The sequence below is a fragment of the Actinoplanes sp. NPDC019969 genome, assembly GCF_055562375.1.
The window spans coordinates 117863-143046 of record NZ_JBVHFK010000001.1 but is presented as its reverse complement, the minus strand read 5'-3'; the positions used below and the strand labels follow the sequence as shown (position 1 = coordinate 143046).

General features: G+C 70.9%; 14 protein-coding genes. 9 read left to right on the top strand and 5 right to left on the bottom strand.

Features of this window, described 5'->3' with window-relative positions; translation table 11 throughout:
- Positions 1 to 98: 98 nt before the first annotated feature.
- Positions 99 to 1109, top strand: a complete 1011-nt coding sequence (locus ACZ3II_RS00625; protein WP_465515502.1) for a PPC domain-containing protein — start codon at positions 99 to 101, stop codon at positions 1107 to 1109.
- A 9-nt stretch (positions 1110 to 1118) separates the two neighbouring features.
- Here the strand turns inward: ACZ3II_RS00625 and ACZ3II_RS00620 are convergent, their stop codons facing one another.
- The 3 genes from ACZ3II_RS00620 to ACZ3II_RS00610 form a co-directional block, all read right to left on the bottom strand.
- Positions 1119 to 2714 carry a metallophosphoesterase family protein gene (locus ACZ3II_RS00620; RefSeq protein ID WP_465515501.1) on the bottom strand — a complete coding sequence of 532 codons (1596 nt, stop codon included), beginning with the start codon at positions 2712 to 2714 and terminating at the stop codon, positions 1119 to 1121.
- Positions 2715 to 2762: 48 nt separating this feature from the next.
- Positions 2763 to 3947, bottom strand: a complete 1185-nt coding sequence (locus tag ACZ3II_RS00615) for a PQQ-dependent sugar dehydrogenase (RefSeq protein ID WP_465515500.1) — start codon at positions 3945 to 3947, stop codon at positions 2763 to 2765.
- A gap of 140 nt (positions 3948 to 4087) precedes the next feature.
- Positions 4088 to 4801 carry a PH domain-containing protein gene (locus ACZ3II_RS00610; RefSeq protein ID WP_465515499.1) on the bottom strand — a complete coding sequence of 238 codons (714 nt, stop codon included), beginning with the start codon at positions 4799 to 4801 and terminating at the stop codon, positions 4088 to 4090.
- 755 nt (positions 4802 to 5556) lie between these two features.
- Between ACZ3II_RS00610 and ACZ3II_RS00605 the strand changes: the two genes are divergently transcribed.
- Positions 5557 to 8034 (top strand): putative bifunctional diguanylate cyclase/phosphodiesterase, encoded by a 2478-nt coding sequence (locus ACZ3II_RS00605; protein ID WP_465515498.1) that lies wholly within the window; start codon positions 5557 to 5559, stop codon positions 8032 to 8034.
- Here the strand turns inward: ACZ3II_RS00605 and ACZ3II_RS00600 are convergent.
- On the bottom strand, positions 8031 to 9044 hold the full coding sequence (locus ACZ3II_RS00600) for a LacI family DNA-binding transcriptional regulator (protein WP_465515497.1): 1014 nt from the start codon (positions 9042 to 9044) through the stop codon (positions 8031 to 8033). The genes ACZ3II_RS00605 and ACZ3II_RS00600 overlap by 4 nt on opposite strands.
- 273 nt (positions 9045 to 9317) lie before the next feature.
- Here ACZ3II_RS00600 and ACZ3II_RS00595 point away from each other — a divergent pair, with 273 nt between their 5' ends.
- The 4 genes from ACZ3II_RS00595 to ACZ3II_RS00580 all read left to right on the top strand — a co-directional run bounded on the left by ACZ3II_RS00595 (position 9318) and on the right by ACZ3II_RS00580 (position 14884).
- On the top strand, positions 9318 to 10607 hold the full coding sequence (locus ACZ3II_RS00595; protein ID WP_465515496.1) for an ABC transporter substrate-binding protein: 1290 nt from the start codon (positions 9318 to 9320) through the stop codon (positions 10605 to 10607).
- Positions 10608 to 10663: 56 nt separating this feature from the next.
- Positions 10664 to 11647: a carbohydrate ABC transporter permease gene (locus ACZ3II_RS00590; RefSeq protein WP_465515495.1), complete on the top strand. Its 984-nt coding sequence runs from the start codon at positions 10664 to 10666 to the stop codon at positions 11645 to 11647.
- Positions 11644 to 12495 carry a carbohydrate ABC transporter permease gene (locus ACZ3II_RS00585; protein WP_465515494.1) on the top strand — a complete coding sequence of 284 codons (852 nt, stop codon included), beginning with the start codon at positions 11644 to 11646 and terminating at the stop codon, positions 12493 to 12495. Before ACZ3II_RS00590 ends, ACZ3II_RS00585 begins: the two co-directional genes overlap by 4 nt.
- Positions 12496 to 12763: 268 nt before the next feature.
- Positions 12764 to 14884 (top strand): PKD domain-containing protein, encoded by a 2121-nt coding sequence (locus ACZ3II_RS00580; RefSeq protein WP_465515493.1) that lies wholly within the window; start codon positions 12764 to 12766, stop codon positions 14882 to 14884.
- A 364-nt stretch (positions 14885 to 15248) separates the two neighbouring features.
- Here the strand turns inward: ACZ3II_RS00580 and ACZ3II_RS00575 are convergent, their stop codons facing one another.
- Positions 15249 to 16958, bottom strand: coding sequence for an AfsR/SARP family transcriptional regulator (locus ACZ3II_RS00575; RefSeq protein WP_465515492.1), 1710 nt, complete (start codon positions 16956 to 16958; stop codon positions 15249 to 15251).
- Positions 16959 to 17091: 133 nt separating this feature from the next.
- Here ACZ3II_RS00575 and ACZ3II_RS00570 point away from each other — a divergent pair, with 133 nt between their 5' ends.
- The 3 genes from ACZ3II_RS00570 to ACZ3II_RS00560 all read left to right on the top strand — a co-directional run bounded on the left by ACZ3II_RS00570 (position 17092) and on the right by ACZ3II_RS00560 (position 25108).
- A complete protein-coding gene (locus ACZ3II_RS00570; protein WP_465515491.1) occupies positions 17092 to 18762 on the top strand; it encodes a multicopper oxidase family protein in 1671 nt (556 codons plus the stop codon).
- Entirely contained in the window at positions 18762 to 19472 is a 711-nt protein-coding gene (locus ACZ3II_RS00565; protein ID WP_465515490.1) for a hypothetical protein, read from the top strand. Before ACZ3II_RS00570 ends, ACZ3II_RS00565 begins: the two co-directional genes overlap by 1 nt.
- A gap of 92 nt (positions 19473 to 19564) precedes the next feature.
- Complete coding sequence (locus ACZ3II_RS00560) at positions 19565 to 25108, top strand: peroxidase family protein (protein ID WP_465515489.1); 5544 nt, start codon at positions 19565 to 19567, stop codon at positions 25106 to 25108.
- The last annotated feature ends 76 nt before the right edge of the window (positions 25109 to 25184 follow it).

Here is a 25184-nt window from a genome sequence, read left to right as displayed (position 1 = left end):
GCGACCATAGTTGATCTTGCACCGTCTCGTCGCCCCGCTTTCCCGGCAAGCCGCCTGATCTCCCGAGCGCCCTGGTTGATTTGTCATATTCTGCCGCAATGGCAGCTACCTTCGCGGTGACCGTCCTCGCCGCTGCGACCCTGGCCGCGCCCCCGCCCGGGAACCCGCTCACCACCGGCGGGCCGGGCGTGCTGCTCGATCTCACCCGCGGCCCCGGGGTCGTACGCTTCGACGCCACCGCCGGGCAGCGGCTCACCGTGCTGGCCGAACGCCGCACCCTGACCGCCACCGACAACACCGACCTGGTGATCCAGCGCGACGGCACCGCAGTCGCCGAGGGAACCCTGATTACCACCTGGTCCGACGTGAGCGTCGACTTCACCGCCCCGAGAACCGGCGGCTACACCGTCCGGGTCACGCCCCGCGCCGAGGACCGCGGCACCCTGATGCTCCATCTGGCCGGGGCCACCACCGGCGACCTGACCGTCGGCGGACAGTCCCACCGGATCACCATCGGGCGCCCGGGCGAACGGGCCTTCCTGACCTTCCCCGCGACCGCCGGCAGGCGGCTCACCCTGGTCGCGCGGCGCGGCACCCTGCCCAAGGACGAATACACCCACCTCGAGGTACGCGGCCCCGCCGGCGACGTGGCCACGGCAGGCGCGGTGGGCTACGACAGCGACCACCGCACCCTCGACTTCGACGTCACGACGACCGGCCGCCACACCGTCGAGATCAACCCGGACACGCTCCACACCGGCACCCTGACGGTCCAGCTCGTCGGCACGGTCGGCGCCGCGCTCACCCCCGGCAAGCCCGTTCCGATCACGATCGGCCGGCCCGGCGAACGCGCCTACGTCACCTTCCGGGCCGCCGAGGGCGAGCAGTTCCACCTCGTCGCCCGCCGCGGCACCCTCACCACGACGGATCAAACCCGGTTGCGGGTACGGGCACCGAGCGGCCTGGACGTCGTCGACGGCATCCTCGACCGCGGGACCGCCACAGTGACGCTGGGTTTCAGCTCGTCGGCCGGCACCTACACCGCCGAGATCGACCCGGACGGCCTGGACACCGGCACCCTCACGCTGGAGCTGCGAAAACTGCCCTGAGACCGCCCGTCATTGGGAGGGCTGCACGCTCGGGGTCGGGGTGGCGTCCGGCTCCAGGCCGATCACGTTGCGCTGCATCTCCACGTTCGACTCGCCGGTGCCACCGAGCCGGATGTCGTCGTACGCCTTCAAGTCGTTCTTCTCGTCGAAATACAGCACCGACAGGCTCAACGGGGTCGGCTCCTCGTCCTCCAGGCCACGCAGCCCGGCGCCGCCGGTGGAACCCTCCACCATGATCCGGGTCGTGATCGGCGTGGTCGCGGTCGCCGACGGGGCGGGCGCCGGAGTCGCCGACGCCGACGGGTCGGGGGTGACCGGTGCCGGCGCCGGCAGCACCGTCACCGAGCGGGCATGCTGGTGGCCGGAGAGCACCAGTGGCACCACCCCGGAGAGCGGCTGCGCCATCGCCGGGTCGTGCACCAGCGCGATGTCCACCTTCTTGCCCGAGTTCCGGATCGTCGAGGCCAGCCGCTCGCCGGAAGCGGTCAGCAGCTCCGGGCCGGCGTCGTCGCCCGTCGCCACGTTGCCCTCGCTCTTGTCCGGGGTGAACTGCGGGTCGCCGATCCCCGCGATGGTCAGGCCGTCGATCTCGGTCAGGCCGTCGTCCAGCACGATCGCGTTGCTCTGCGCTTCCACCGCGGCCTGGATGGCGGGCGAGTCGTGGTTGCCCCGCACATAGATGTAGGGCACCTGGATCGACGGGATGGACGCCAGGTACGACGTCTCGGCGCTGCTGCCCCAGTCGACGATGTCCCCGGTGTCGATCACCGCGTCGATGTCGAAGGTCTCCACCACGGTCCGGATCAGGCCCCACGACGACGGGTTCAGATGCAGGTCGGAGACGTGCAGCAGCCGGGTCGTGTTGCCGGCCGGCTCGTAGACCGGCAGCGCCGAGATCGTAGAATAGACCCGGCTCACGTTGCCGAGGATGGCCTGCAACTGCTCCGAGTAACGCCCGTAATTGTCGGCGATCCGCCGCGCGTCACCGACCACCGCCGGCGCGTTGACCAGCAGGCCCTCATAGCGCGGCTCACTGATCGAGTCGGGCCGCCAGGTGGCCGCGGCCAGGCCGAAACCACCGCCGGTCACCAGCAGCGCGGTCATTCCGGCCGCCGCCGTCCGGCGCATGTCCCGGAAGACCAGCGCGCCGAGGATCAGCCCGCCGAGAACGGCCAGGCCCAGGGTGCGCAACGCGAGCCGGGACACCCCGGAGACCACCTCGTCGATGGCCCGGTCGCCTGCCGTACTGATCGAGGAGGGGTTGTCGATCAAGGCCTCGGTGCGGCTCTGATCCAGCGAGCCGAGCGCGACCCGCAGATGGACCGGGCCCCGATGACTGTCCAGGTGCAGCGAACCCAGCGGCGGGATGTCGATCTCGGTGCCGCCCTCCACCGACGGGACCACCGACATCTCGGCGCTGAACGGGCCGACGTTCAGGTCGGCGCGGGCGAACAACATCACCGCGACCACCGCGCCGGCGACACCGGCCAGCGCGACCGCGGAGGCCACCCGGATCCGGCGGGTCCACCGGTGCCGGAACACCCGGCCGGCCACCTCGGCGACGGAACCCATCGTGCGCAGCCACCAGGGGCGATCTCGCTTCATCGGGGCCTCACCTGCCCGATCCCGGTCCGGCCGAAACAGTCATCGCCGTCAACTCCGGCCGGCGCCGCCGTCGGAGAAGACCAGCCGGATGATGCGGTCGTCCTCGGGGGCGGGCGTGCCCGCGTCCTCCCGGTTGGAGGTGGTCACCCAGAACGAGCCGTCCGGCGCCGCGGCCAGGCCACGCAACCGGCCGAACTCGTCGGTCAACAACTCCTGCGGGCTGCCGAGAACCGTGCCGTTGCCGGTGACGTTGAGCAGCTTGAGCCGCTTGCCGGTCACGCACGCGGTGGCGACCAGCGTCTCCAGAGCGCCGACCCCGGCGCACGACGAGGCGTCCGCCGGCCAGGTCACCAGCGGATCGGTCAGCTTCGGATCGGCGCCGTTGCCGTCCACCTTGGGCCAGCCGTAGTTCTTGCCCTTCTGAATCACGTTCAGCTCGGCGTTGCGGGGCTGCCCGCGGTCGGTCGCGAACATCCGCTTGCTCGTGTCCCACGTGATGCCCTGCACGTTGCGATGCCCGGAGGACCAGACCGGCGACGTCGCGACCGGGTTGCCCGGCGCCGGCTTGCCGGCCGTGGTGATCCGCAGGATCTTGCCGCCCAGACTCTTCGCGTTCTGCGCCTGCGCGCCGGCGGGAGTGCCGTCACCGGTGCCGGCGTAAAGGAAACCGTCCGGCCCGAACGCCAGCGCCCCGCCGTTGTGCTCGGCGGACCGCGGGATGCCGGTCAGAATGGGCTGCAGAGCGGCGTCACCGGCCAGCTTGCCGATCCGGTTGTCCTGCTCGGTCGAGTAGTAGACATAGAGCGTGCGGTCGGTCTTGTAACCGGGCGAGACGGCGATGCCCAGCAGGCCGCCGTCACCGGAGGCACGCACCTCGTTGAGCCGCTTCAGCTCGGTCACCTTGAGCCCGGAGGACGTCGACTCGGGGCCGACCTTCAGGATGCGGGCGGTGTCGCGCTCGGTGACCACCGCCCCGCCGTCCGGCAGGAAGGCGACGCCCCACGGGACCTCGAGCTTGCCCGCCAGCACGGTGACGGCGGCCTGACGCTCGCTCTCGTCACCGCCGGCGGTGGGCGCGATCGACGGACGGGGCAGGTTGGGCGGGGATCCGGCCTGGTCCGGGCCGGGTGGCCCGAAGCTGCACCCCGCGGTCAGCGCAAGCACCGCCACGGAACACGCGGCCACGGCACGGCTCCGGCGCAATCGCACGGCCGACCCACCCCCTTCAATCATGCCGACCAGGGTAGCCGCGTGGTCTGACAAGAACGCCTCAGCAGCCGGTGGGCAAGGTTGCATCCGGAACATCGGCACACCCCGGGCCGGCCGGGGCGCCCGCCTCCGCCGCCCTCGCGAGGCCCTCACCAGCGGAGACCTCAGGCTGAACGGCGCGCCCGGCCCGCATCCGGCCGGTCACCGGCGGCGTGGGGTCCCTCCTCGTCCGGCAGGGCATCCGTGGCGGTCGCGTCACCGACGGCCGACGTGGCGCCGACGGCGGCCGGCTCGCTCGCGTCCGACGGGGTGTCCGTAGCGATTGGTCCACCGACGGCCGACGTGGCGCCGACGGCGACAGGCTCGCTCGCGTCCGACGGCGTGTTCGTGGCGATCGGCCCGCCCGTAACCGACCGGATGTCGGCGGCGACCGGCTCATCGGCAGAGATATCCGACGCCGCGACATCCGGCTGCTCGACCGGGGGAGTCGTTTCCACGCCGGAAGCAGAGCCGGATCCGATCGGGTGGCCGCTCGCCCGCAGCACCAGGGGCAGATTGTCCCGGTTCACCCCGGTCAGCCGGATCATGTTGCCGTTGTCGAGCAGCGCAGAGACCCGGCCGCGGGCATCGGGGGCCAGCTCGGTGATCCGGTCCCACGGCACCCGGGTCCCACCGAACAGGGCCCGCACCCGCAACTCGTCGGGATAGACGTCGGTGCCGGCCCGCCACGTCCACACCAGGACGGCGACCGGGATCAGCAACAGCGGGCTCAGCGCCCACGAGGACCCGGCGAGCGGAACCGTGCCGACGAACGCGATCAACGCGGCGACCAGGACAGCGCCGGACTTACGGACGCGAATGACGGGACGACTGCTCACCACCCCATCCTCCCACCTGACCGAACCACCTTCCCACCCGGGCAAACCGCTCCCCGGCATAGCAAGTCACCGTCGCGGTACGCCGAGCCGATTCCGTCCGCCGCGCGCGACGTAGCCGGTGGGAGCGGCCCCGCGCAGGCGCCGCTCCCACCCGGCCGCACCCGACACCGAACCCACCAGCCGTCGCGCACCCCTCTCATGCCGCGCAAATGACCGTCTTGACGTACGGCCGGCGCACGCGAGCCGTCGTGCAGCCCTGCTATGCGGTGCGAATGACCGCTTCGGCGTACGGCCGGCGCGCGTGAGCCGTCGTGCAGGCCTGCTATGCCGCGCAGATGAACGTCTTGGGGTACGGCTGGCGCGCGCGAGCCGTCGTGCAGCCCTGTCATGCCGCGCGGGTGACCGCCTTGGGGTACGGCTGGCGGGGTGAGCCGTTGTGTAACCCCGTTACGCGGCGCGGGTGACCGTTCTGGCGTACGGCTGACCGCGTCGGCCGTCGCTCACGCCCGGCATCCGAGCGCCGTAGGACACCGGGCCGACGGCTCACGACCGGCCTGGAGGGAGGGGGAGTGGGCGAATGGTGAAGACGACGCGGGATGACCGCCACCCGATGAGCAGGATGAGTTGACCGTCATCGCTGCGTGACAGATCGTGTATGGCGACACGCCGTGCCGTAACCCGATACGGGGAGCATCGTTGACCCGGCGAAGACGGAGTGCCCAGAGCCTGAGACCCCGGAACCGGAGGACTCGTCGATGACCGCCGCGCTGCCCGCTCCGGTGGCGCTGGCGTGGGCGGTCGGCCTGGCCGGCCTCGCCGCCGGCGTGCTGCTGATCCGTGCGGCCCTCGCCATCCACCACGCCGAGCGCACGTTCGCCGCCTGCAGGGGCGCCGGGTTCGTGGGCCTGGGCGCGCTGGCGACGGGAGCGACCGGCCTGGTGCCGTGGCTGTTCCCGGCGGATCCGGTGCCCGGTCTGACGGCGGGGCTGGCGGTGGCCACGATCTGTTTCGTGATCGGCACGTCGTTGCTGCCGGGTGCGGCCCGTGACTGGACGGCGCGGCTGCGGCGGGCGTACGACGGGGTCGGTCTCGGGGTGAGCGTCGGCTTCGCGATCTATCTGATCCCGGCGGTGGCGGCCCGCCCGGCGGCGGTGCCGGCGTTGCTGATCGCCGCGGGCGGGATCGCGATCGTGACGGTGATGGTGTTGCGGGCGCGGCCCCGGCCGTACCCCGCACTCTGGTGTGGCGCCGGATCGGTCCTGACCATGCTGTCCCTGACGATGCTGGCGTTGCGGGCGGACATGCTGCCGGCCGCCCTGGGGGTGCTGGCGGGCCTGGCGGCCACGGCCGTCGGCGGCTCGCGCCGGGATCTGCCGCCTCCGCCGCTGGAGCCGCGGCACCCGGACCAGTACCTGGCGAGTTATCCGTTGCTGGCGGTCCCGGCCGCGGTCGGGGTGATCGCCGCGATCTGGCATCTGCTGACCGTCGACGAGTTCGGCACCGAAGCGATCATTTTCGGTCTTGTGATGGTGAGTGTGCTCGTCGTCCGGGAGCTGTTGGTGGTCCGGGACATCCGCCGGTACGCGGGCCGCCTGCGCACCGCCGAGGCCCACTTCCGTTCCCTGGTCGCCGGCGCCACCGACCTGACCCTGGTGCTGGACGAGCGCCTGGTGGTGCGCTGGCAGTCACCGGCCGCGGCCCGGCTCTTCGGGTTGCGTGACGAGCAGGTGCTGGGCCGGGAATTCGGTGCGCTGATCCATCCCGACGACGTGACCGACGCGGAGGCGGTGATCCGGGCGGTGCTGGCGGGTGAGCCGTCGGGCGGGCCGCCGGTGCTGCTCAGCGCCCGGTTGCGGGACGGCGCCGAGCTGTGGCGTGAGACCGAGTCGACGATCTCCGACCAGCGTTCGGTGCCGGAGGTGGCGGCGCTGGTGGTGCACGTACGGGACGTCGGGGACCGGCGGCATCTGGAACGCACCCTGGACCAGCTCTCCTACCTGGACCAGCTGACCGGGCTGGCGAACCGGCGGGCGCTGATGCGGGACCTGCTGGACCTGCGGCGGCGGCCGGGTCAGCACGGCACCCTGCTGGTGATCGACCTGGACGGGCTGTCCGAGATCAACGACCGGCACGGCCGGGAGGTGGGCGACGCGGTGCTGGTGGAGGTGGCGCGGCGGCTGCGCGGGCTGGTCGGCGGCGACGACGTGGCGGCCCGGCTGGGCGGTGACGAGTTCGCGGTGCTGAGCGCCGAGTCGGCGGTTCCGGCATACGCCCTGGCCAGCCGGATCGTCACGGCCCTGGGGGAGCCGTGCCCGCTGCCCGGTTTGATCGTCGAGGTGCACACCAGCGTGGGTCTGGCCGAGCTGGCCGGTGGCGCCGATTCCGACGAGGTGCTGCGGCACGCCGATCTGGCCCGGCAGCGGGCCCGGCAGCTGGGCCGGGACCGGGTCGAGTGGTACGACCCGGACGTGGAGATCCAGTTGCATCGCCGGATGGAGCTGGAGCAGCAGCTTCTCGGCGCGGCCGAGCGCGGTGAGCTGGACCTGGCGTTCCAGCCGGTGTCGCGGCTGCCGGACGGCCGCCCGGCCGGGGTGGAGGCGCTGCTGCGCTGGCGGCATCCGGAGCTGGGCACGATCCCGCCGGCCGAGGTGCTGCAGATCGCCGGCGCGCTGGGGATCACCGCCGAGATCGACGAGTGGGTGCTGGACCGGGCCTGCCGTCACCTGGCGTCCTGGACGCTCGACGACGACTTCTGGCTGTCGGTGAACGTGGGCCCGCGGGAGCTGCTCACCGCCCGGTTCCCGGAGAAGGTGCCGGAGATCCTGCGCCGGTACGGTCTGGCCCCGGAGCGGCTGGTCGTCGAGGTGGCGGAGACGTGGATCGCTGAGGACGTGCCGGCGATCGTGGCGGCGCTGGCGGGGTTGCGGAAGCTGGGGGTACGGGCGGCGCTGGACGACTTCGGCGCCGGGCAGACGTCGCTGTCGCATCTGCGCCGGCTGCCGGTGGACATGCTGAAGCTGAGCCCGGCGGTGATGACGAGTCCGTCGGTGATCGAGGTGGTGGTCAGTCTCGGTCGCCGGCTCGGCCTGGACGTGGTGGCCAAGGGCCTGGAGACGGCGGAGCAGATCGAGGCGGCGGGCAGGGCGGGCTGCCGGTTCGGCCAGGGGTTCGCGCTGGGACATCCGGGCCCGGCGGAGCGCGTCGAGGCGTACCTCGAAAGCCATCGAAGTTAACGGGGCGGCGCGGTGCTCCCGCGGGGCGTCAGGTGCACCCGGCCCGCCTCGGCGTTGCCGACCTTGTTGCCGTCGATGGCGTTGAGCAGCTCCCGCGCGGCCTGGGCGCCGTAGGCCGCGATGTCCCGGCTGAGCGCGGTGAGCGGCGGGTGCACGAGGCTGCACAGTGGTGAGTCGTCCCAGGCCACGATGGACAGATCGCCGGGGACGGAGAGCCCCATCTCCTGGGCCACGGCCAGGCCGGCGACGGCCATCACGTCGTTGTCGTAGATGATCGCGGTGGGCCGGTCGCCGCCGATGAGCAGCCGCCGGGTGGCCCGGCTGCCCTCCTCGCCGGTGTAGTCGGCGGGGATGGTGACCGCGTCGTCCAGCCCGAGGGAGGCGCAGACCGCCTCGAAGGCCTTCGTCCGGTTCTGCGAGTGGAGCAGGCCGGGCACACCGCTGACCCGGGCGATCTTGTGGTGGCCGAGGGCGACCAGGTAGCGCACGGCTTCGGTCATCGCGCCGGCGTCGTCGGACCAGATCTGCGGGATGGATCCGGTGTCGCCGGGCCCGCCGATCACGATCGCGGGGAGCTGGATCTCCTCGAGGACCGGGATGCGGATGTCGTCCTCGCGGGTGTCGGTGACGATCACGCCGTCGATCCGGCGCTCGCCCCACCAGCGCCGGTAGACCTCGACCTCGGCTTCCGGGGAGGTCACCACCTGGAGTGTCAGCGCGTACGACCGCTCGCCGAGCTCGGCCTCGAAACCGCTGATCAGGCCCATGAACCAGGGCTCGATGCCGAGGATCCGGGCGGGCCGGGACAGGGTGAGGCCGACGGCGCGGGCCCGGGCGCCGGAGAGCGCGCGGGCGGCGCTGTTGGCGTTGAACCCGATCTCCTGGGCGATGGAGAGGATCCGTTTGCGGGTCGCCTCGGAGACACCCGGCTGCCCGTTGAGGGCATAGGACACCGCGCCCTTGGACACGCCGGCTCGCCGTGCGATGTCGGCGATCGTGGGCCGCTTCACTCGATCTCCTCTGTCCCCACTGCTGGTGAGCTTATCGGTCGCTGGGCGAGGCAGGAGGACCGCCTGAGGCACTGAACGCCCGACTTGAACGGTTAAGTGTTACGGGACTGAGCACCCGATGTAAACCATCGATGTCTACGAGTCCGATTCATCCGGCTTAACCCGCACTGGGAGCGTTCCCGTAACCAACTATTGACAGCCGTGAAAGGTGGGCTTACCGTTCCCAGAACTTACCCGGTTCAGTGATGTGGATCTCCTTGCGGAGGAAATGACATGCAGACCTTTGGACGCCGCGCCCTCGGCGTGACCGCCGCCGGCCTCGCCGCGGCCCTTGCGATAACCGGATGTAGCGGCGAGAAGCTGGCGGGCAACGACAGCAACTCGGGCGGCGGCGAAGGCCAGATCACCTTGAAGGTCAACATCTTCGGTGACATGGGCGAGAAGATGCTCAAGGAGCGCTTCGAGAAGGCCAACCCGAACATCAAGATCTCGATCAACTCGGCCGAGTACAACGCGCACCACGAGGACCTGCAGAAGAAGCTGGTCGCGGGCAGCGGCGCGCCGGACGTCGTGGCGATCGACGAAGGCTTCATGGTCAAGTTCAAGGCGCAGGGCGACCAGTTCGTCAACCTGCTCGACCACAACCTGGGCAGCGCCGAGTCCCGCTACCTGCCGTGGAAGTGGAAGAACTCGATGACCAAGGACGGCAAGCAGATCGGGATGGGCACCGACGTCGGCGGCCTGGCCATGTGCTACCGCACCGACCTCTTCAAGGCGGCCGGCCTGCCGACCGAGCGCGACCAGGTCTCGGCCCTGTGGCCGACGTGGGACCAGTTCATCGCGACCGGCCAGAAGTACACCAAGGCCTCCGGCAAGAAGTTCATCGACTCCGGCACCAACCTGTTCAACCCGGTGCTCGGCCAGCAGCCGGTCGGCTTCTACGACGAGCAGGACCAGCTGCAGATGGAGGGTGGCCCGAAGGTCGCCTTCGACGTCAGCATGAAGGCTCTCGAGGCGGGCATCTCCGCCAACCTGCTCAGCTTCCAGCCGAACTGGAACCAGGGCTTCACGGCTGACAAGTTCGCCGTGCTCGCCTGCCCCGCGTGGATGCTGGGTCACATCCAGAAGACCGCTCCGGCTCAGAAGGGCAAGTGGGACATCGCCGCGATCCCCGGTGGCGGCGGCAACTGGGGCGGCTCGTGGTGGAGCATCCCGAAGCAGAGCAAGAACGCCGAGGCCGCTGCCAAGTTCATCGAGTTCGCGACCGCGCCGGAGCAGCAGATCGAGGTCTTCAAGACGGTCGGCAACCTGCCGTCGCAGCCGGCCCTCTACAAGGACCAGGCGGTGCTGGACTTCAAGCACCCGTTCATGAGCGAGGCCCCGACCGGGCAGATCTTCGCCAAGACCGCCGAGAGCCTCAAGCCGCAGTACCTCGGCGCGAAGAACGGCAAGACCCGTGAAGAGGTCGAGAAGATCATCACCCAGGTGCAGGAGGGCAAGGTCAAGCCGGGCGAGGCCTGGCCGAAGGCCGTCGAGGCGGGCCAGAAGGCCGCGTCGTCCTGATTCGTCTTGCAGGCGGGGCGACGTGAGTCGCCCCGCCTTCGGCTGAGGAGTTCCCCGTGTCCCTGACTCAGATCCGCCCGGCGCCGCCCGCGCCGGAGCAGCGGTCCGCGTCGATCAGTAAGTCGAAGTTGTGGTGGCACCGCTTCGACACCAAGACGGTCCCGTACCTGTTGATCGCGCCGTTCTTCGTCATCTTCGCGATCTTCGGGCTGTTCCCGCTCATCTACAACGCCGTGGTGTCGCTGCGCTACTGGCGGCTGGACGAGCCCGACAAGACGGGCTGGGCCGGCTTCGAGAACTACACCAAGCTGTTCTCCGACAGTGACTTCTGGAACGCGCTGGGGAACACGTTCGGCATCTTCATCCTCTCCACCGTTCCGCAGCTCGTGCTGGCGCTGATCATCGCCAACCTGCTCAACCACAAGCTGCGGGGCAACACGTTCTGGCGGGTCGCCGTCCTCCTGCCGTACGTCACCCCGGTCGCCGCCTCCACGCTGCTCTTCGCGATGTTCTTCCAGCGCGACAGCGGTATGGCGAACTGGTTCCTCTCGCTGGTCGGGTTCGGGGTCGAGGAGCCGCTGAACTGGCGGGCCGAGAAGTGGAGCTCCTGGATCGCCATCGCGACGATGGTGAACTGGAAGTGGATCGGCTACAACGCGCTGCTCTACCTGTCGGCGATGCAGGCCATCCCGAAGGACGTCTACGAGGCCGCGGCGGTCGACGGCGCCGGCCCGCAGCGGCAGCTGTGGCAGATCACCGTGCCGATGATCCAGCCGGTGGTCCTCTTCACCGTGGTGCTCTCCACCATCGGTGGTCTCCAGCTGTTCAACGAGCCGATGCTCTTCGACGAGAACCCGGCGCTGGCCAGCGGTGGCTCGGACGGGCAGTGGCAGACCATCGCGCAGCTCATCTATCAGGTCGGCTGGCGTAACGGCAACCTGGCCTACGCGGCCGCGATGTCCTGGGCGCTGTTCCTCATCATCCTCGTCGTGGCAGCGTTCAACGCCCTGCTCACCAAGCGTTTCGGAGGTGGCCGGTGAGCACCCTGACGTCCCGCGCGCCGCAGGACACCCGTGGCTCCTGGAAGACCTACCTCGGCCTGGCCGTGGTGCTGTTCGTCTCGGCCTTCCCGCTGTACTGGATGTTCGTCATCGCGACCAGCGACGACACGGCTCTGGCGACCTACCCGCCGGTGCTGATCCCCGGCGACCAGTTCATGGTCAACCTGCGTGAGGTGTTCACGCTTCAGAACGTGTACTTCGCCGCCTCGCTGATCAACAGCCTCATCGTGGCGATCGTGGTCACCGCTTCGACGCTGTTCTTCTGCTCGCTGGCCGGGTTCGCCTTCGCCAAGCTGCGGTTCAAGGGCAACAACGTCCTGATGTTCATCGTCATCCTGACGCTGACCGTGCCCAACCAGCTCGGCGTGGTGGCGCTGTACATCGTGATGGGCAAGATCGGCTGGAACGGGACGCTGCTCGCGGTCATCGCGCCCGGCCTGGTCACCGCGTTCGGTGTCTTCTACATGCGCCAGTTCATCGACCACGCGGTCCCCGGCGAGCTGGTCGAGGCGTCCCGGATCGACGGCGCCTCGACGATGCGCGTGTACTGGAGCATCATCCTGCCCGCCGTCCGCCCCGCCCTGGCGGTCCTCGGCCTGCTCACCTTCGTGGCGACCTGGAACGAGTTCCAGTGGCCGCTGATCACCCTCGGCGGCACCGAGTTCCCGACCTCGATGGTCGCCCTGTCCGACCTGGCCAGCGGCAACTTCGTGATCTTCCGCCGGGTGCTGGCCGGCGCGTTCGTCGCCACGGTCCCGCTGCTCCTGCTGCTGCTCCTCGGTGGGCGCCAGCTGGTCCGCGGCATCATGGAGGGCGCGCTCAAGTAGAGCCCCGCGCCTGACGAGAGGCCCGTTCATCGCTTGCGGTGGGCGGGCCTTCGGCAACCCCGGCGGAGGTACGTGCCACCTATCCCACAACCGCATCAGCCGTGAACCCCGCCTCCGGCGGCTTTCGCCCGCGAGTTCACACCTCCTTCTCAGCGAAAACTAAGCCTGGTTCCAGGTCGATTCAGGCGGACCAACGGTCGCCCCGGCAGGGTGCCCCGACTGAAACCCCCGGCCGGCCGGGGGTTCGCCGGAGAACCGTGGAGTGGCGATGAAGAGAAGACTGGGGCGTCTCGCGGTCACCGCGGGGGTGACCGTGGCGGTGATCGCGCCGATAGCCGGCACCGCCGCCGCCGTGGTGGTGACCACGGGCGAACGTAAAGGCAGCCTCACCCAGGCCGGCCCGCTCGCCGAACACGGCTTCCCCGCGTGGTACCGGGACAGCAACGGGCTGCGCCTGGAAGCCTGCACGACACTCGACGACCCGCTCTGCTCCACACTGCCCGACGAGGTGCCGAACCCGGACGAGCCGATCTCGTACCCCGGCAACTTCCCGGGCGAGTTCTTCTACCAGCTCGCCGGCGCCGAACTGACCCTGAGCACCGGCGCCGCCGCCACCATCGGCATGGACCTGGAGGGTGCCTGGGCCGCCGAGGAGGTCCGCGAGGGCGACCAGATGGTGTTCGGCCGGATCCGGATCCGGTTCGACGCGCCCGCCGGCGAGCGGTACCGGATCACCCACCCGTACGGCGTGGACGACCTCACCGCCGACGACCGGGGCGTGCGGATGACCGAGGACATCGGCACCACGGCCGGCGCGTTCGGGCAGGCGCTGAGCAGCCGGGTCGGCCCGTTCCTCAAGTGGGACCCGGCAGTCGGCCCGGCCGCGCCCGCCGGTTACGTCGGTGACCCGGGCGTCGATCACCAGGTGGTCGGCAGCCCGTACGGCACCAACTTCGTCCGGATCGAGCGGCTCGACCCGGGCGGCACGGTGCTCGGGCAGGTCGGATACACCGAGCTGTTCAGTGTGCAGGGCCGGTACGCCACCAACGCCGGCGTCGACATCCACCAGGCCACGTACACCGTCGGCGCGGACGGCACCGGCGTCGTCGAGGTGTTCGCCGACAGCGAGCCCGGCCAGTCGATCGAGGTGACCGGCAGCGAGGCGCTCGGATTCCGGGCCACCCGGCTGCGCGGCGACGGCGGCCGGTACTACGGCAGGTTCCCGGTGACCCGCCCGATGCCCGCCGGCGGCGCGACCATCGAGGTGGTGAACGCCGGGGACCGGCCGGTCGCGCGGAAGACCCGCAAGCTGGCCGACGTCGTACGGGTCACCGACGCCCGCTACGACGCCGACGCCCGCACCCTGACCGTCGCCGCCGTGTCCAGCGACGCCGACGCGACCCCGCCGCGGCTCGCGGTCACCGGTTTCGGGCCGATCGACGGCCCGTTCACCGGAGTCACCGCCCCGCCCGCGACGATCACCGTCACCTCGTCCGGCGGTGGCTCGGCGACCGTCCCGCTGACCGGCGCCGGCGCGGCGTTCCTGCCGGACCTGCCGGTGGCGTCGGCGACCGCGACGGCCGGCGCCGTGGCCGGGCAGACGGTCCGGCTGGAGGGTTCCGGCTCGACCGGCGCGATCGACTCCTACACCTGGACCCAGACCGGTGGCCCGGCGGTGGCCCTGGGCGGCGCGTCCACAGCGGTCGCCACGTTCGTCCCACCGGCCGCCGGCGACTACACGTTCCAGCTGCTGGTGGCCGGCCCGAGCGGCGCGGGCGTGCCGGTCACGGTCACCGTGCCGGTCGCCGGGGCCGCCCCCGCCACCGCGAACGCCGGCCCGGACCAGACCGTGATCCGCGGCCGTGCGGTCACCCTGGACGGGACCGCCTCGACCGGCGCCGACACGTACTCGTGGCGTCAGGTGTCCGGCCCCGCCGTCTCCCTGAGCAGCACCACCGCGGCGAGACCGAGCTTCACCTTCCCGGCGCTGACCCTGCCGGCGATGCCCGGGCCGAACGCCGCCTACACGTACGGCAACAACCCGGTGGTCCTGGAGCTGACCGCCACCAACCAGGCCGGCTCGCACACCGACCAGGTGACGGTCCGGCCGCAGGCGGAGGCGCTCACCGGGCCGGCCGTCCGGTACCGCACCGGCAACAACGAGTGGCGCATCTCCGGCGCCAGCGATCTGCTCGCCGGGCAGCGGGTCACCGCGGTGCTGGGCTCGACCCTCACCGGCCGGGTCATCAACACCCCGGTAACCGTCGACGGGACGGGCGCGTTCAGCATCCGCGTCACCGGCCCGACCCCCGGCGCCGTCCGCACGATCAGCCTGGTCACGTCCACGGGCGCCCAGATGCTCGCCATCCCGGTGACCGTCACCAACTGACCTGTGTGCGGCTGGTCCTCATGGCTGACTCGCGCGCCCGGAGACAGCCATGAGCGCCAGCCGGGGTTCGCCCGCTGGTCGTCAGTGCTGTGTCGGTGCGCGAGACAGCACTGACGACCAGCCGGACAGCACTGCCGCCGAACCCGACACGCAGCGGGTGGCTTTCGGGTGTGTTGGGTTGGGGTGCGTATGACGGCCGAACCAAACACACGGGTTGTTCGGGACTCGTGGGCTGTCGGGGTGATGAGCGGCCGCGCGACGACGCCTCTTTCGGGCCGGCGGGGCGCGACGACCGTACCCCGCATGGTGTTGATCTTTCTGGCTGGTTGTCACGGCTGTCTCCGGAGGCGCGAGACAGCCGACATCACGCGTCGGCGGTGAGGCGGCGGCGCAGGTAGCGGGCGGAGGCGGCGGAGACCTGGCCGGAGACCGCCGCGGCGGTCAGTGAGCTGCGATGCCGTACGCGGCCGTCGTCGTCCTCGGTGAGCAGGTGCGCGTGCACGAGGTGGTCGACGCAGGCGAGGACCTCCGGCAGCGGATAACCGGTCAGAGTGGATATGTCGCCTACGCTCAGGGGGCCGAGGACCGCGCACAGCCGCAGGATCTCCCACGACGGATCGGGCATCCAGCGGGTGCGCTGCCGGGCGATCTGCATGGCCACCGCGTGTGTCACCGCGGTGGGCCGGAGCGCGGCGCCGACCAGCGCGGGGATGCCGCCGGTGCGTTCCACCAGGTCGTCGTCGCCGATGCCGGTCAGGTCGGTGGCGGTGAGCGGTTCGAGGCGGAGCACGACCGGGGTGCCCAGCCCGGACAGCGGCCGGTCGGCGATCTCCGACGGGTAGCAGTAGGTGAGCACGATCCGCAGGTCCGGGCAGTGCCGGCCGAGCCAGGAGAGTTCGGCGACGCTTGCCGCGTCCAGGTCGGCGGCGTCGTCGACGGCCAGGAAGACGGGTTCCGGGCCGGTCAGCGCGGTGCCGATCAGCTCCAGGTCGGAGCGCAGCAGCGGCTGGTCGGGGCCGATCGTGTCCAGCCTGGCCAGCACGTCGGCGGGCGCGCCGAGATCGGTGAGGGCGGCCCGCAGCCAGGCGTGCCGCAGCACCCCGACCGACGACGAGCCGTGCCCGATGCCGACCCGTCCGGGCGCGTGCCGGCTCAGTTCGGCCAGGAACGCCGACTTGCCCGAGCCGGACGGGCCGACGATGTGCACGACCGGCAGCGGGTCGGGTTCCAGCAGCACCCGCAGTTCGGTGACCCGGCCCAGGAACCGTTCGTGGACCGGCGCGGGTTTCGGCGCCGGGCGCGGCGCGGGCGGCGGATCGACCGGCGCTGCCCGGACCGCGACCACCTCGCGCTGCATCCGGACCAGTTCGGCCGACGGCGCCACCCCGAGTTCCTCGTCGAGGACGTGCCGGCAGCGTTCGAAGATGCGCAGCGCGTCGTCCTGCCGGCCCATCGCGATCGCCGCGGTCATCGCCGCCCGGTGCGCCGACTCCAGGAACGGGTTGAGGTCGATCGCCTCCTGGGCCAGGCGCAGCGACCGGGCCGGATCACCGGGCAGGGCCGCCTCGGCATGCTTGAGCAGCGCGTTCACGGCGGCGACCTGCACTTCGGTGCGCACCGGTTCGGCCCATTCGGCGTACGGGTCCTCCGGGAACGGCAACTGCCGGGCCAGGGCGAGGATGTCCGCGTGCACCGCCAGGCGCTCCGGGCCGCCCGGGGTGAGCGCGTCCAGCCGCCGGATCAGAGCGCGCAGGTCGGCCAGGTCCAGCCCGGCCCGCCCGGTGTCGAAGAGGTAGCCGCCGCTGCGGGTGACGATGAACCAGGTCGCCGCGGAGCCCTCCGGTTGCAGCCGCCGGCGGATCACCGATACGTAGTGCTCCAGCGCTGCCACATGGTTGCCGGGCAGGTCGTCGCCCCACACCGAGTCGGCGAGCGCGTCCTTGGACTGGATCCGGTCGTGCCGGGCGGCCAGGACGGCGAGCACCTGCCGGGCCCGCCGGGGCAGTTCGCCGGCCGGCAGCGGAACGTCGCCGTCCCCGGTGACGGTCAGCTGCCCGAGCACGCTGACGCGCATGTGGCCTCCCTCGTGGGTCTCTCCGGGACAGGTTCGGCGCGGGACGCCCGCCGGTTGAGGCTTTCCACAGGATTACCAAAGGCCCTGCTCCTAGCTTCCACGGCCGAACCAATGTCGAAGCGGGGAGGGTTCGATGGCACGGGGCAGTCTGAGCCGGCGGGACGTGCTCAAGGGCGCGCTCGCCCTGGGCGGTGGTGGCCTGGTCATCGCGGGCGCCGGCGGCGCGGTGGTGGCGTCGTCCAGCAATCTGGCGTCGAAGAACACGCCGACGCCGTACACCACCATGTTCCGGCGGCCGCCGGTGCTGCTGCCGTACGACGAGGGCGTCGACGATGCCGGGCCGTTCCAGAAGTACCGGCTCACCCAGAAGGCCGGGCAGGCCAGCATCGTGCCCGGGCTGACCACGACGATCGCCGGGTACAACGGGATCTTCCCGGGCCCGACCATCCGGGTGCCGCGGGGCACCCGCAGCGAGGTGCGGATCAAGAACGCGCTGACCCTGAACCGGCTCAACGGGAAGCCGTTCAGCACGGTCACCCACCTGCACGGCTCGGCGTCGCTGCCGCAGTACGACGGGTACGCCAACGACCACACCCATCCCGGGCAGTGCAAGACGTACAAGTACCCGAACTGGCAGCCGGCCCGGACGCTCTGGTACCACGACCACAACCACCGGACCACCGCGCAGAACGCGTACTCCGGGCTGGCCGGCATGTACCACCTCACCGACGAGCACGAGGCGGCGCAACTGCCGCAGGGCCAGTACGACGTCCCGCTGGTGATCAGCGACATCGCGTTCCGGGCGGACGGCTCGGTGGCCTTCGACGACGACGACAGCGCCGGTTTCATGGGGGACGTGATCCTGGTCAACGGGGTGCCGTGGCCGAAGATGCGGGTCAAGCCGCGGGTCTACCGGTTCCGCATCCTGGTGGCGTCGATCTCCCGGTCCTACCGGTTCCGGCTCAGCACCGGCGACCCGTTCCACATCGTCGGCACCGACGGCGGGATGGTGCCGACGGTGACCGCTGTCGACTCGTTCCGGCACAGCCCGGCCGAACGGTACGAGGTGCTGATCGACTTCCGGAAGTACAAGCCCGGCCAGAAGATCGAGCTGCGCAACTCCAGCAACAAGAACAACGAGGACTTCAAGAACACCGACAAGGTGATGCAGTTCGAGGTGGTCGCGGACTCGGGGGCGGCGGATCCGTACGAGATCCCGTCCACGCTGGACACCGGGCCGGTCCCGTGGGCGAACCGCGGCGCGATCGACGTGATGAGACTCGAACCGGGAATGGCCACGGCCCGGCGCCGGGTGCGGGTCGAGCGCAAGCACGGGCTGTGGACCGTCAACGGGGAGACCTGGGACGACGTGGAGCGCAGTGGCTTCACGCGGGTGCTGGGCAATCCGAAGCCGTACGACGTGGAGATCTGGGACCTGGTCAACGAGTCGGGCGGCTGGTTCCACCCGGTGCACATCCATTTGATCGACGGCCGGCTCATGTCCCGCAACAACACCCCGGGCAACAAGCCGTACGCCTGGGAGAACGGCCCGAAGGACGTCTTCTACCTGGGCGAGAACGAGACCGCGTCGGTGCTCATGCAGTTCGTCACCGGTGACGGCAACGACGGCGGCCGGTACATGCTGCACTGCCACAACCTGGTGCACGAGGACAGCGACATGATGATCCAGTTCGCGGTCGGCGACCTGCACACCAACGACCCGGTCAGCGCGGACCCGGCCTACGACGACGCCTCCGGCGAGCAGCCGGTCGCGTACGCCCCGAGCTACCCGCTGGGCACCTGATGCGCCGCATCCTGGCCGGCGTCCTGGTGCTCGCCGCAGGCACGGCCTGGCTCGCCCGTCCCGAGCCCGCGCCGGAACCGGTCGCCCGCGTCGTCGTCGGCGACGCGGGCGACCGGATGGCGACCACCAGCTTCGACGGCCCGATGGTGCGCTGGCGGGCCGCGATCGCGATCCACCCGGCGCCCGGGGCCGACCGCGCCGCCATCGCCCGCGAGCTGCGGGAACAGGCGGCCGGCGCGAAGCTCGGGGAGCTGGCCGACGCCACGTTCGCGGTCTTCTCCGAACGGATGCTGGAGTACCTGGTCCCGGAGATGACGTTCGTGCTCGGCGAGGGCGTCCCGGTGCGTGACGCCGAGGCGTTCATGCGGGACCACCGGCCGTCTGCGGTCGCGTTCTACCTGGTCCAGCCGGTGCAGGTGCACGACGTGACGTTCTGCGTGGTGCCGCCGGCCGGGATCACCCCGGAGACGGTACGGGACCGGCAGGACGCCGAGGGTGTGCTCAGCGACGCGCTGAACAGCTACGCCACCGACGTGCAGCCGGCCGGGGTGACGGTCCGCTATCTCGGGGCGGTGCTCAGCGACCGGCAGATCGCGGCGGTGCGCGAGTCGATGGGCCGGGCGGCTTCCGCGCCGCCGGAGCGGGTGCACGTCACGGCCAATCAGACCGGCCCGGGAATGCCGGAGGAGCAGATGCCGCACGGGCACTGAGCGCTTTCAGGAAGCCCACAGGGAGACCACACCACGGTGCTCGACGATATGCCGGAATTCGCCGGAAAAATCGGGCATAGGAAGAGGTTCCCTTGCGTAGAGTCTGGTCCGCCGCCGCACTCGGCGCTCTGCTCGCCACCGCGGTCCTGGCCGTACCCGCCCAGGCGGCGCCCATCGGCCAGGGCTTCACGGTCTCCGAAGCCGACCTCGCATACATCCTGCGGCAGATCCGGATCGCCGAGGCACACGTCGCCGGGACCACCAGCGAGACCGGGCCCTGCGGGGCGCTGCTCGACCAGCTCGGCAGCCCGCTCGTCGCGAAAGGGCTGCGCACCGTCGACGGCGTCTGCAACCACCTGACACCCGGGCAGGAGAGGTACGGGGCAGCCGACCGGGAGTTCCCGCGGCTCGCGCCGGCCGCGATGAGCGAGGCGTACCAGGGCAAGAACGTCGTCGACGCCCAGCCTCGCCAGATCAGCAACATCATCGCTGACCAGAGCGTGGCCAACCCGGCTGCCGTCGCCGTCTCCGGCGGCCGCACCGACGGGACCACCCTCTTCATCCCGGACGTCACCACCGACTTCGGGCTGTCCGCCCCGTACAACTCCTGGTTCACGCTCTTCGGGCAGTTCTTCGACCACGGCATCGACCAGACCGTCAAGGGCGCCGACGTGGTGGTGATCCCGTTACGGGCCGACGATCCGCTGATCGCGGCGCACGACATCCCGCCGAACATGCGGTTCATGATGCTGACCCGGGCCGCGACACCGTCGAAGAACACCGACACGCCGTACGTCGACAACTCCCAGACGTACACCTCGCACGCGGCTCACCAGGTGTTCCTGCGCGAGTACGACGCCACCGCGCACGCCACCGGCAACCTGCTCTCCGGCGCCGTCGGTGGACTGCCCACCTGGGCCGACGTCAAGCGGCAGGCCCGGGACGTGCTCGGCCTCGCACTGTCCGACATGGACGCACTGGACGTGCCGACGGTGCTCGCCGACGCGTACGGGAACTTCGTCCCCGGCCCGGCCCGCGGCCTGCCGCAGTACGTCACCGCGACCGGCCTCGTCGAAGGCGACACCGCGCACCCGGTCCCGGCGCCCACCGGCGTGCTGCGTTTCGACACCCCGTTCCTGACCGACATCGCCCACGCCGCCACCCCCGGCAAGGGCGCCTACGACAGCGGGCTGCTCGACGCCCACTACATCGCCGGCGACGGCCGGGCCAACGAGAACATCGGCCTCACCGCGGTGCACCAGATCTTCCACGCCGAGCACAACCGGCTGATCACCGACATCACCAGGATCACCGCCGGCGATCCGGAATGGACCGGCGAGCGCCTCTTCCAGGCCGCCAAGTTCATCAACGAGATGGAATACCAGCACCTCGTCTTCGAGGAGTTCGCCCGCAGGATCCAGCCGGGCATCGACCCGTTCCAGCCGGCCGCGTTCACCCAGGCCGAGATCGACCCCGCCGTCTACGCCGAGTTCGCGCACGCCGTCTACCGGTTCGGGCACTCGATGCTCACCGAGAGCATCGACCGGCCGAACGCCGGCAGGCTGTCCCTGCTCGACGGGTTCCTCAACCCGCCCGCGTTCACCAACGGCGGCACCCTCTCCCCGGAGGAGGCGGCCGGCGAGATCGTCCTCGGCATGACCGAACAGGCCGGCAACGGCCTCGACGAATTCATGACCGGCACGCTGCGCGACAACCTGCTCGGACTCCCGATGGACCTCGCCGCGATCAACATCGCCCGGGGCCGGTCCGAGGGCATCCCGACGCTCAACAACCTGCGGCGGGCGCTGCACACCTCGACCAACGACGGGCGGCTGCGGCCGTACGTCAGCTGGATCGACTTCGGCGAGCACCTCAAGCACCCGGAGTCGATGATCAACTTCCTTGCGGCGTACGGGAGACACCCGTCGATCCTCACCGCCACCACTGTGGACGCCAAGCGGGCCGCCGCCACCGCCCTGCTCGAGACCCCGGCCGGCGCGGACTTCCTCAACGCCACCGGAACCTGGACCACCACCAACTCCGGGCTCGACGCCGTCGACCTGTGGATCGGCGGGCTCGCCGAGACCACCGAACCGTACGGCGGCCTGCTCGGCAGCACCTTCGACCACGTGTTCGAGACCCAGATGACCGCGCTGCAGAACGGCGACCGGCTGTACTACCTGGCGCGTACCCCCGGCATGAACCTGCGCGGCCAGCTCGAAGGCAACTCGTTCGCCGAACTCATCGGGCGCACCACCACCGCGAGCAGCCTCCGCGCCGACGTCTTCGCCACCAGCGACTGCCGGTTCCTGCTGGCGAACCTCGGCGGCGCCGGCAACCTCGTCGACGACGACCCCACCAGTCAATGCGACGAACGTGCCCTGCTGCTGCGCCACCCCGACGGCACCATCGCCTACCGGGCCCGGAACACGGTCGACCCATCGGGCATGAACGCGCAGTCCGTGTACGTCGGCACCGAGAACCGGGACCGGATCCGCGCCGGCAACGACGACGACACCCTCTGGGGCGCCGAGGAGAACGACGTCCTCGACGGCGGCGCCGGCGACGACGTCACGGCAGGCGGTGAAGGCGACGACATCGTCACCGACTCCGGCGGCGCCGACATCGTCAAGGGTGGCCCCGGCAACGACGCCGTCGACGGCGGGCCCGGCCTCGACCTGGTCCTCGGCGGCGACGGCGACGACTTCACCCGCGGCGGCGCCAACGCCGACGACACGTTCGGCGGCGAGGGCGACGACCTGATCATGGCGGGGGAGGGTGAGGACACCGCGTTCGGCGACGCCGGCGACGACTGGATCGAAGGCGGCGACTCACCGGACCTGCTGCAGGGCGACAGCGGCAACCTGTTCTTCCGCGATGACGCCAACCGGCCGGGTCACGACGTGCTGCTCGGTCAGGGCGGCGACGACGACTACGACATGGAGGGCGGCGACGACATCGGCGTCCAGGGCCCCGGCCTGGAGAAGAACGCCGGCGGCTCCGGTTGGGACTGGTCCATCGCCGGTTCCCCCCTCGCCGCTTCCTCCGGGATCGATGCGGATCTTGATCTGCCGCTGGCCGGGCTCGACGGTCTGCGGGTCGAGACGCGGGACCGCTACGACGAGGTCGAGTCGCTCTCCGGCGGCGCGTACGACGACGTGCTCCGCGGCGACGACAAGGTGCCCGCCACCGACGGGGCGATCGGCTGTGACGCCCTCGACGCCGCCGGGATCGCCCGCATCCCCGGCCTCGACCAGGTCGTCACCGAACGGCCCACCCCCGCCGGCGCCGTCGCGAACCGGACCGGCCGCCCCTGCGACCTGACCGGAAACGTCTGGGGCGAAGGCAACATCCTGCTCGGCGGCCCCGGCTCCGACCTGCTCCAGGGCCGCCTCGGCAACGACATCATCGACGGCGACCGCTACCTGTCGGTCCACCTCACCGCCGGTCCGATCACGGCCGCGTCCCTCGCCGACCTTCAGGCCGACGTCTTCTCCGGCAGGATCAACCCCGGCGACCTGGCGGTGGTACGGCAGATCCACACCTCCCCGACCACCGACTCCGACACGGCAGTCTTCGCCGGAGCCCGCGCCGAGTACGCGGTCACCCCGATCCCCGGCGGCGTCCTCGTCTCCGGTCCCGACGGCAACGACATCGTCCGCAACGTCGAGAACCTGCGCTTCGACGACCAGACCGTGACCATCACCGGTTGGGGCGCGTTCCTCGGCGTCAGCGCTTTCGCCGGCGACTCCCACGCCACCGTCCTGATCACCGTCCCCGACGCCACCGGCAGCGACCCGATCACCACCCTGACCTTGGAACGCACCGGCGGCGACCGAACCGTCCTGACCACCCTGGCCCCGAACACCCGCACCCTGATCGTCGACGGCCTGCTCAACGGCACGGCGTACACCTTCCGTCTCCGCGCGAACACCGCCACCGGCCCCGGCGTCTTCACGGCTCCCTCCAGCCCCGTAATCCCCGCCGTCCCCAACCCCGAGGACGACCCCAACCCCGAAACCGACGACCCCAACCCCGAAACCGACGACCTCAGCCCCGAAGCCGACGACGCCGGCCCCGGCACTGGCCGCGGCACCGGTCAGAATCCTGCGCCGTTCCCCCATCCGACCGTGGGCGCACCGACTCCTGGGGCGACCGTTGCTCCTAGCGCTACTACCGACCCGGTCGTCACGCCCACTCACCCGGCTATTACGCCTACTACTAACCCGGTCACGCCCACTACCGCGCCGGTGGTCATGCCGCCGGCCGAGCCGGAGCCGGCTCGGCCGATCACGCCGGTCGCCCCGGATGCTCCCGGCATCGGCCTGGCCGGCGCCGGGGAGGAGAGCGCCATCGTTCGCTGGACCGTTCCGGCCTACGACGGCGGAACCCCGATCTACGGATACGAGATCCAGGCCCTTGATCCGGAGACCGGCATCGTCCTCGGCGTCGACGTGGCCGAAGCCGGAGCCACCGAACTCACCATGACCGGACTGGCCGGCGGCCTGGCTTACGCCTTCTGGATCCGCGCCGTCAACGCGGCCGGAGCCAGCGAGTACTCAGCCATCTCCAACACAGTCGTCCCCACCACCGCGACAACCGACCCCGGTACCACTGACCCCGGTTCCTCAGGTCCTGGCGCTCCCAGCCCCGGTACCTCTGGCCCTGGTGTCCCCAATCCCGGTACCTCTAGCCCGGGTACCACCATGCCCGGTACCTCTGGCCCGGGTGCCGCGATCCCCGGGACCACTGGCCCGGGTGCCACCAGCCCGGCTGCCGGTAGCCCGGGTCCTGCCAACCCTGGCGGGGGTAACCCGGTGCCGACCGGAACAGCCGGTTCTGGGCCGTCACGGACCCCGGCCCCTACGCCGACGCGCACGGTGACGCCTGCACCGACCCGCACGGTGACGCCTGCACCGACCCGCACGGTGACCCCCGTTCCGGGCGGTAGTGCCACGCCCGGTGATTCAGCTACGCCGGGCTATCCCGGCCCGGGAGGCCCCGGCTCAGCGCCGGATACCCGAACTGTGCCCGGTGCTGCACGGATCGGGTCTCCAGCGCCCGGAGCCGGTGCCGCGGTGGTGCGCTGGACCGCTCCGGCGGACAACGGTGGCAGTCCGATCCAGCGTTACGAGGTGCAGGTGCTGGCCGGTGGCGGTAAGCAGTCCGGCAAACTGCGGACCGCCTCGGCCTCGGCGTCCGTGCAGACGGTGACCGGCCTGGCGAACGGAACCGCCTACCGTTTCCGGGTCCGTGCCGTGAACGCGCTCGGCTCCGGCCCCTGGTCGGTGGCGAGTGCGGTGGTGACGCCGCGCACCGTACCCGGAATGGTCCTTGGTCTGACCGCCGAACCAGGCGCCAAGGGCGGCAAGATCACCGCAACGGTCCGCTGGTCCGCACCCGAACAGACCGGCGGTTCCAAGATCACCGGGTACCGCCTCACCTGGCAGCGCCTGAACGCCAGGGGAGCCGCCCAGGGGTCCCCCATGGTGACGATCGCGCCGGCCGCGGCCCGATCCGCCGGTTTCACCGCTGCTACGGGCACCCCGGCGAACACTCGCTTTCGAGTAACCGTCCAAGCCGTCAACGCCGCCGGCCACGGAACCGCAAGCCGGACCGCCACCCGAGTCCGCTGATCCAGCAAGACATTCATGTCCGCCGTCCTGCAAACTCCCCGGGGCGGCGGGCGATCTTGCTCAGCTGGTTCTGAGT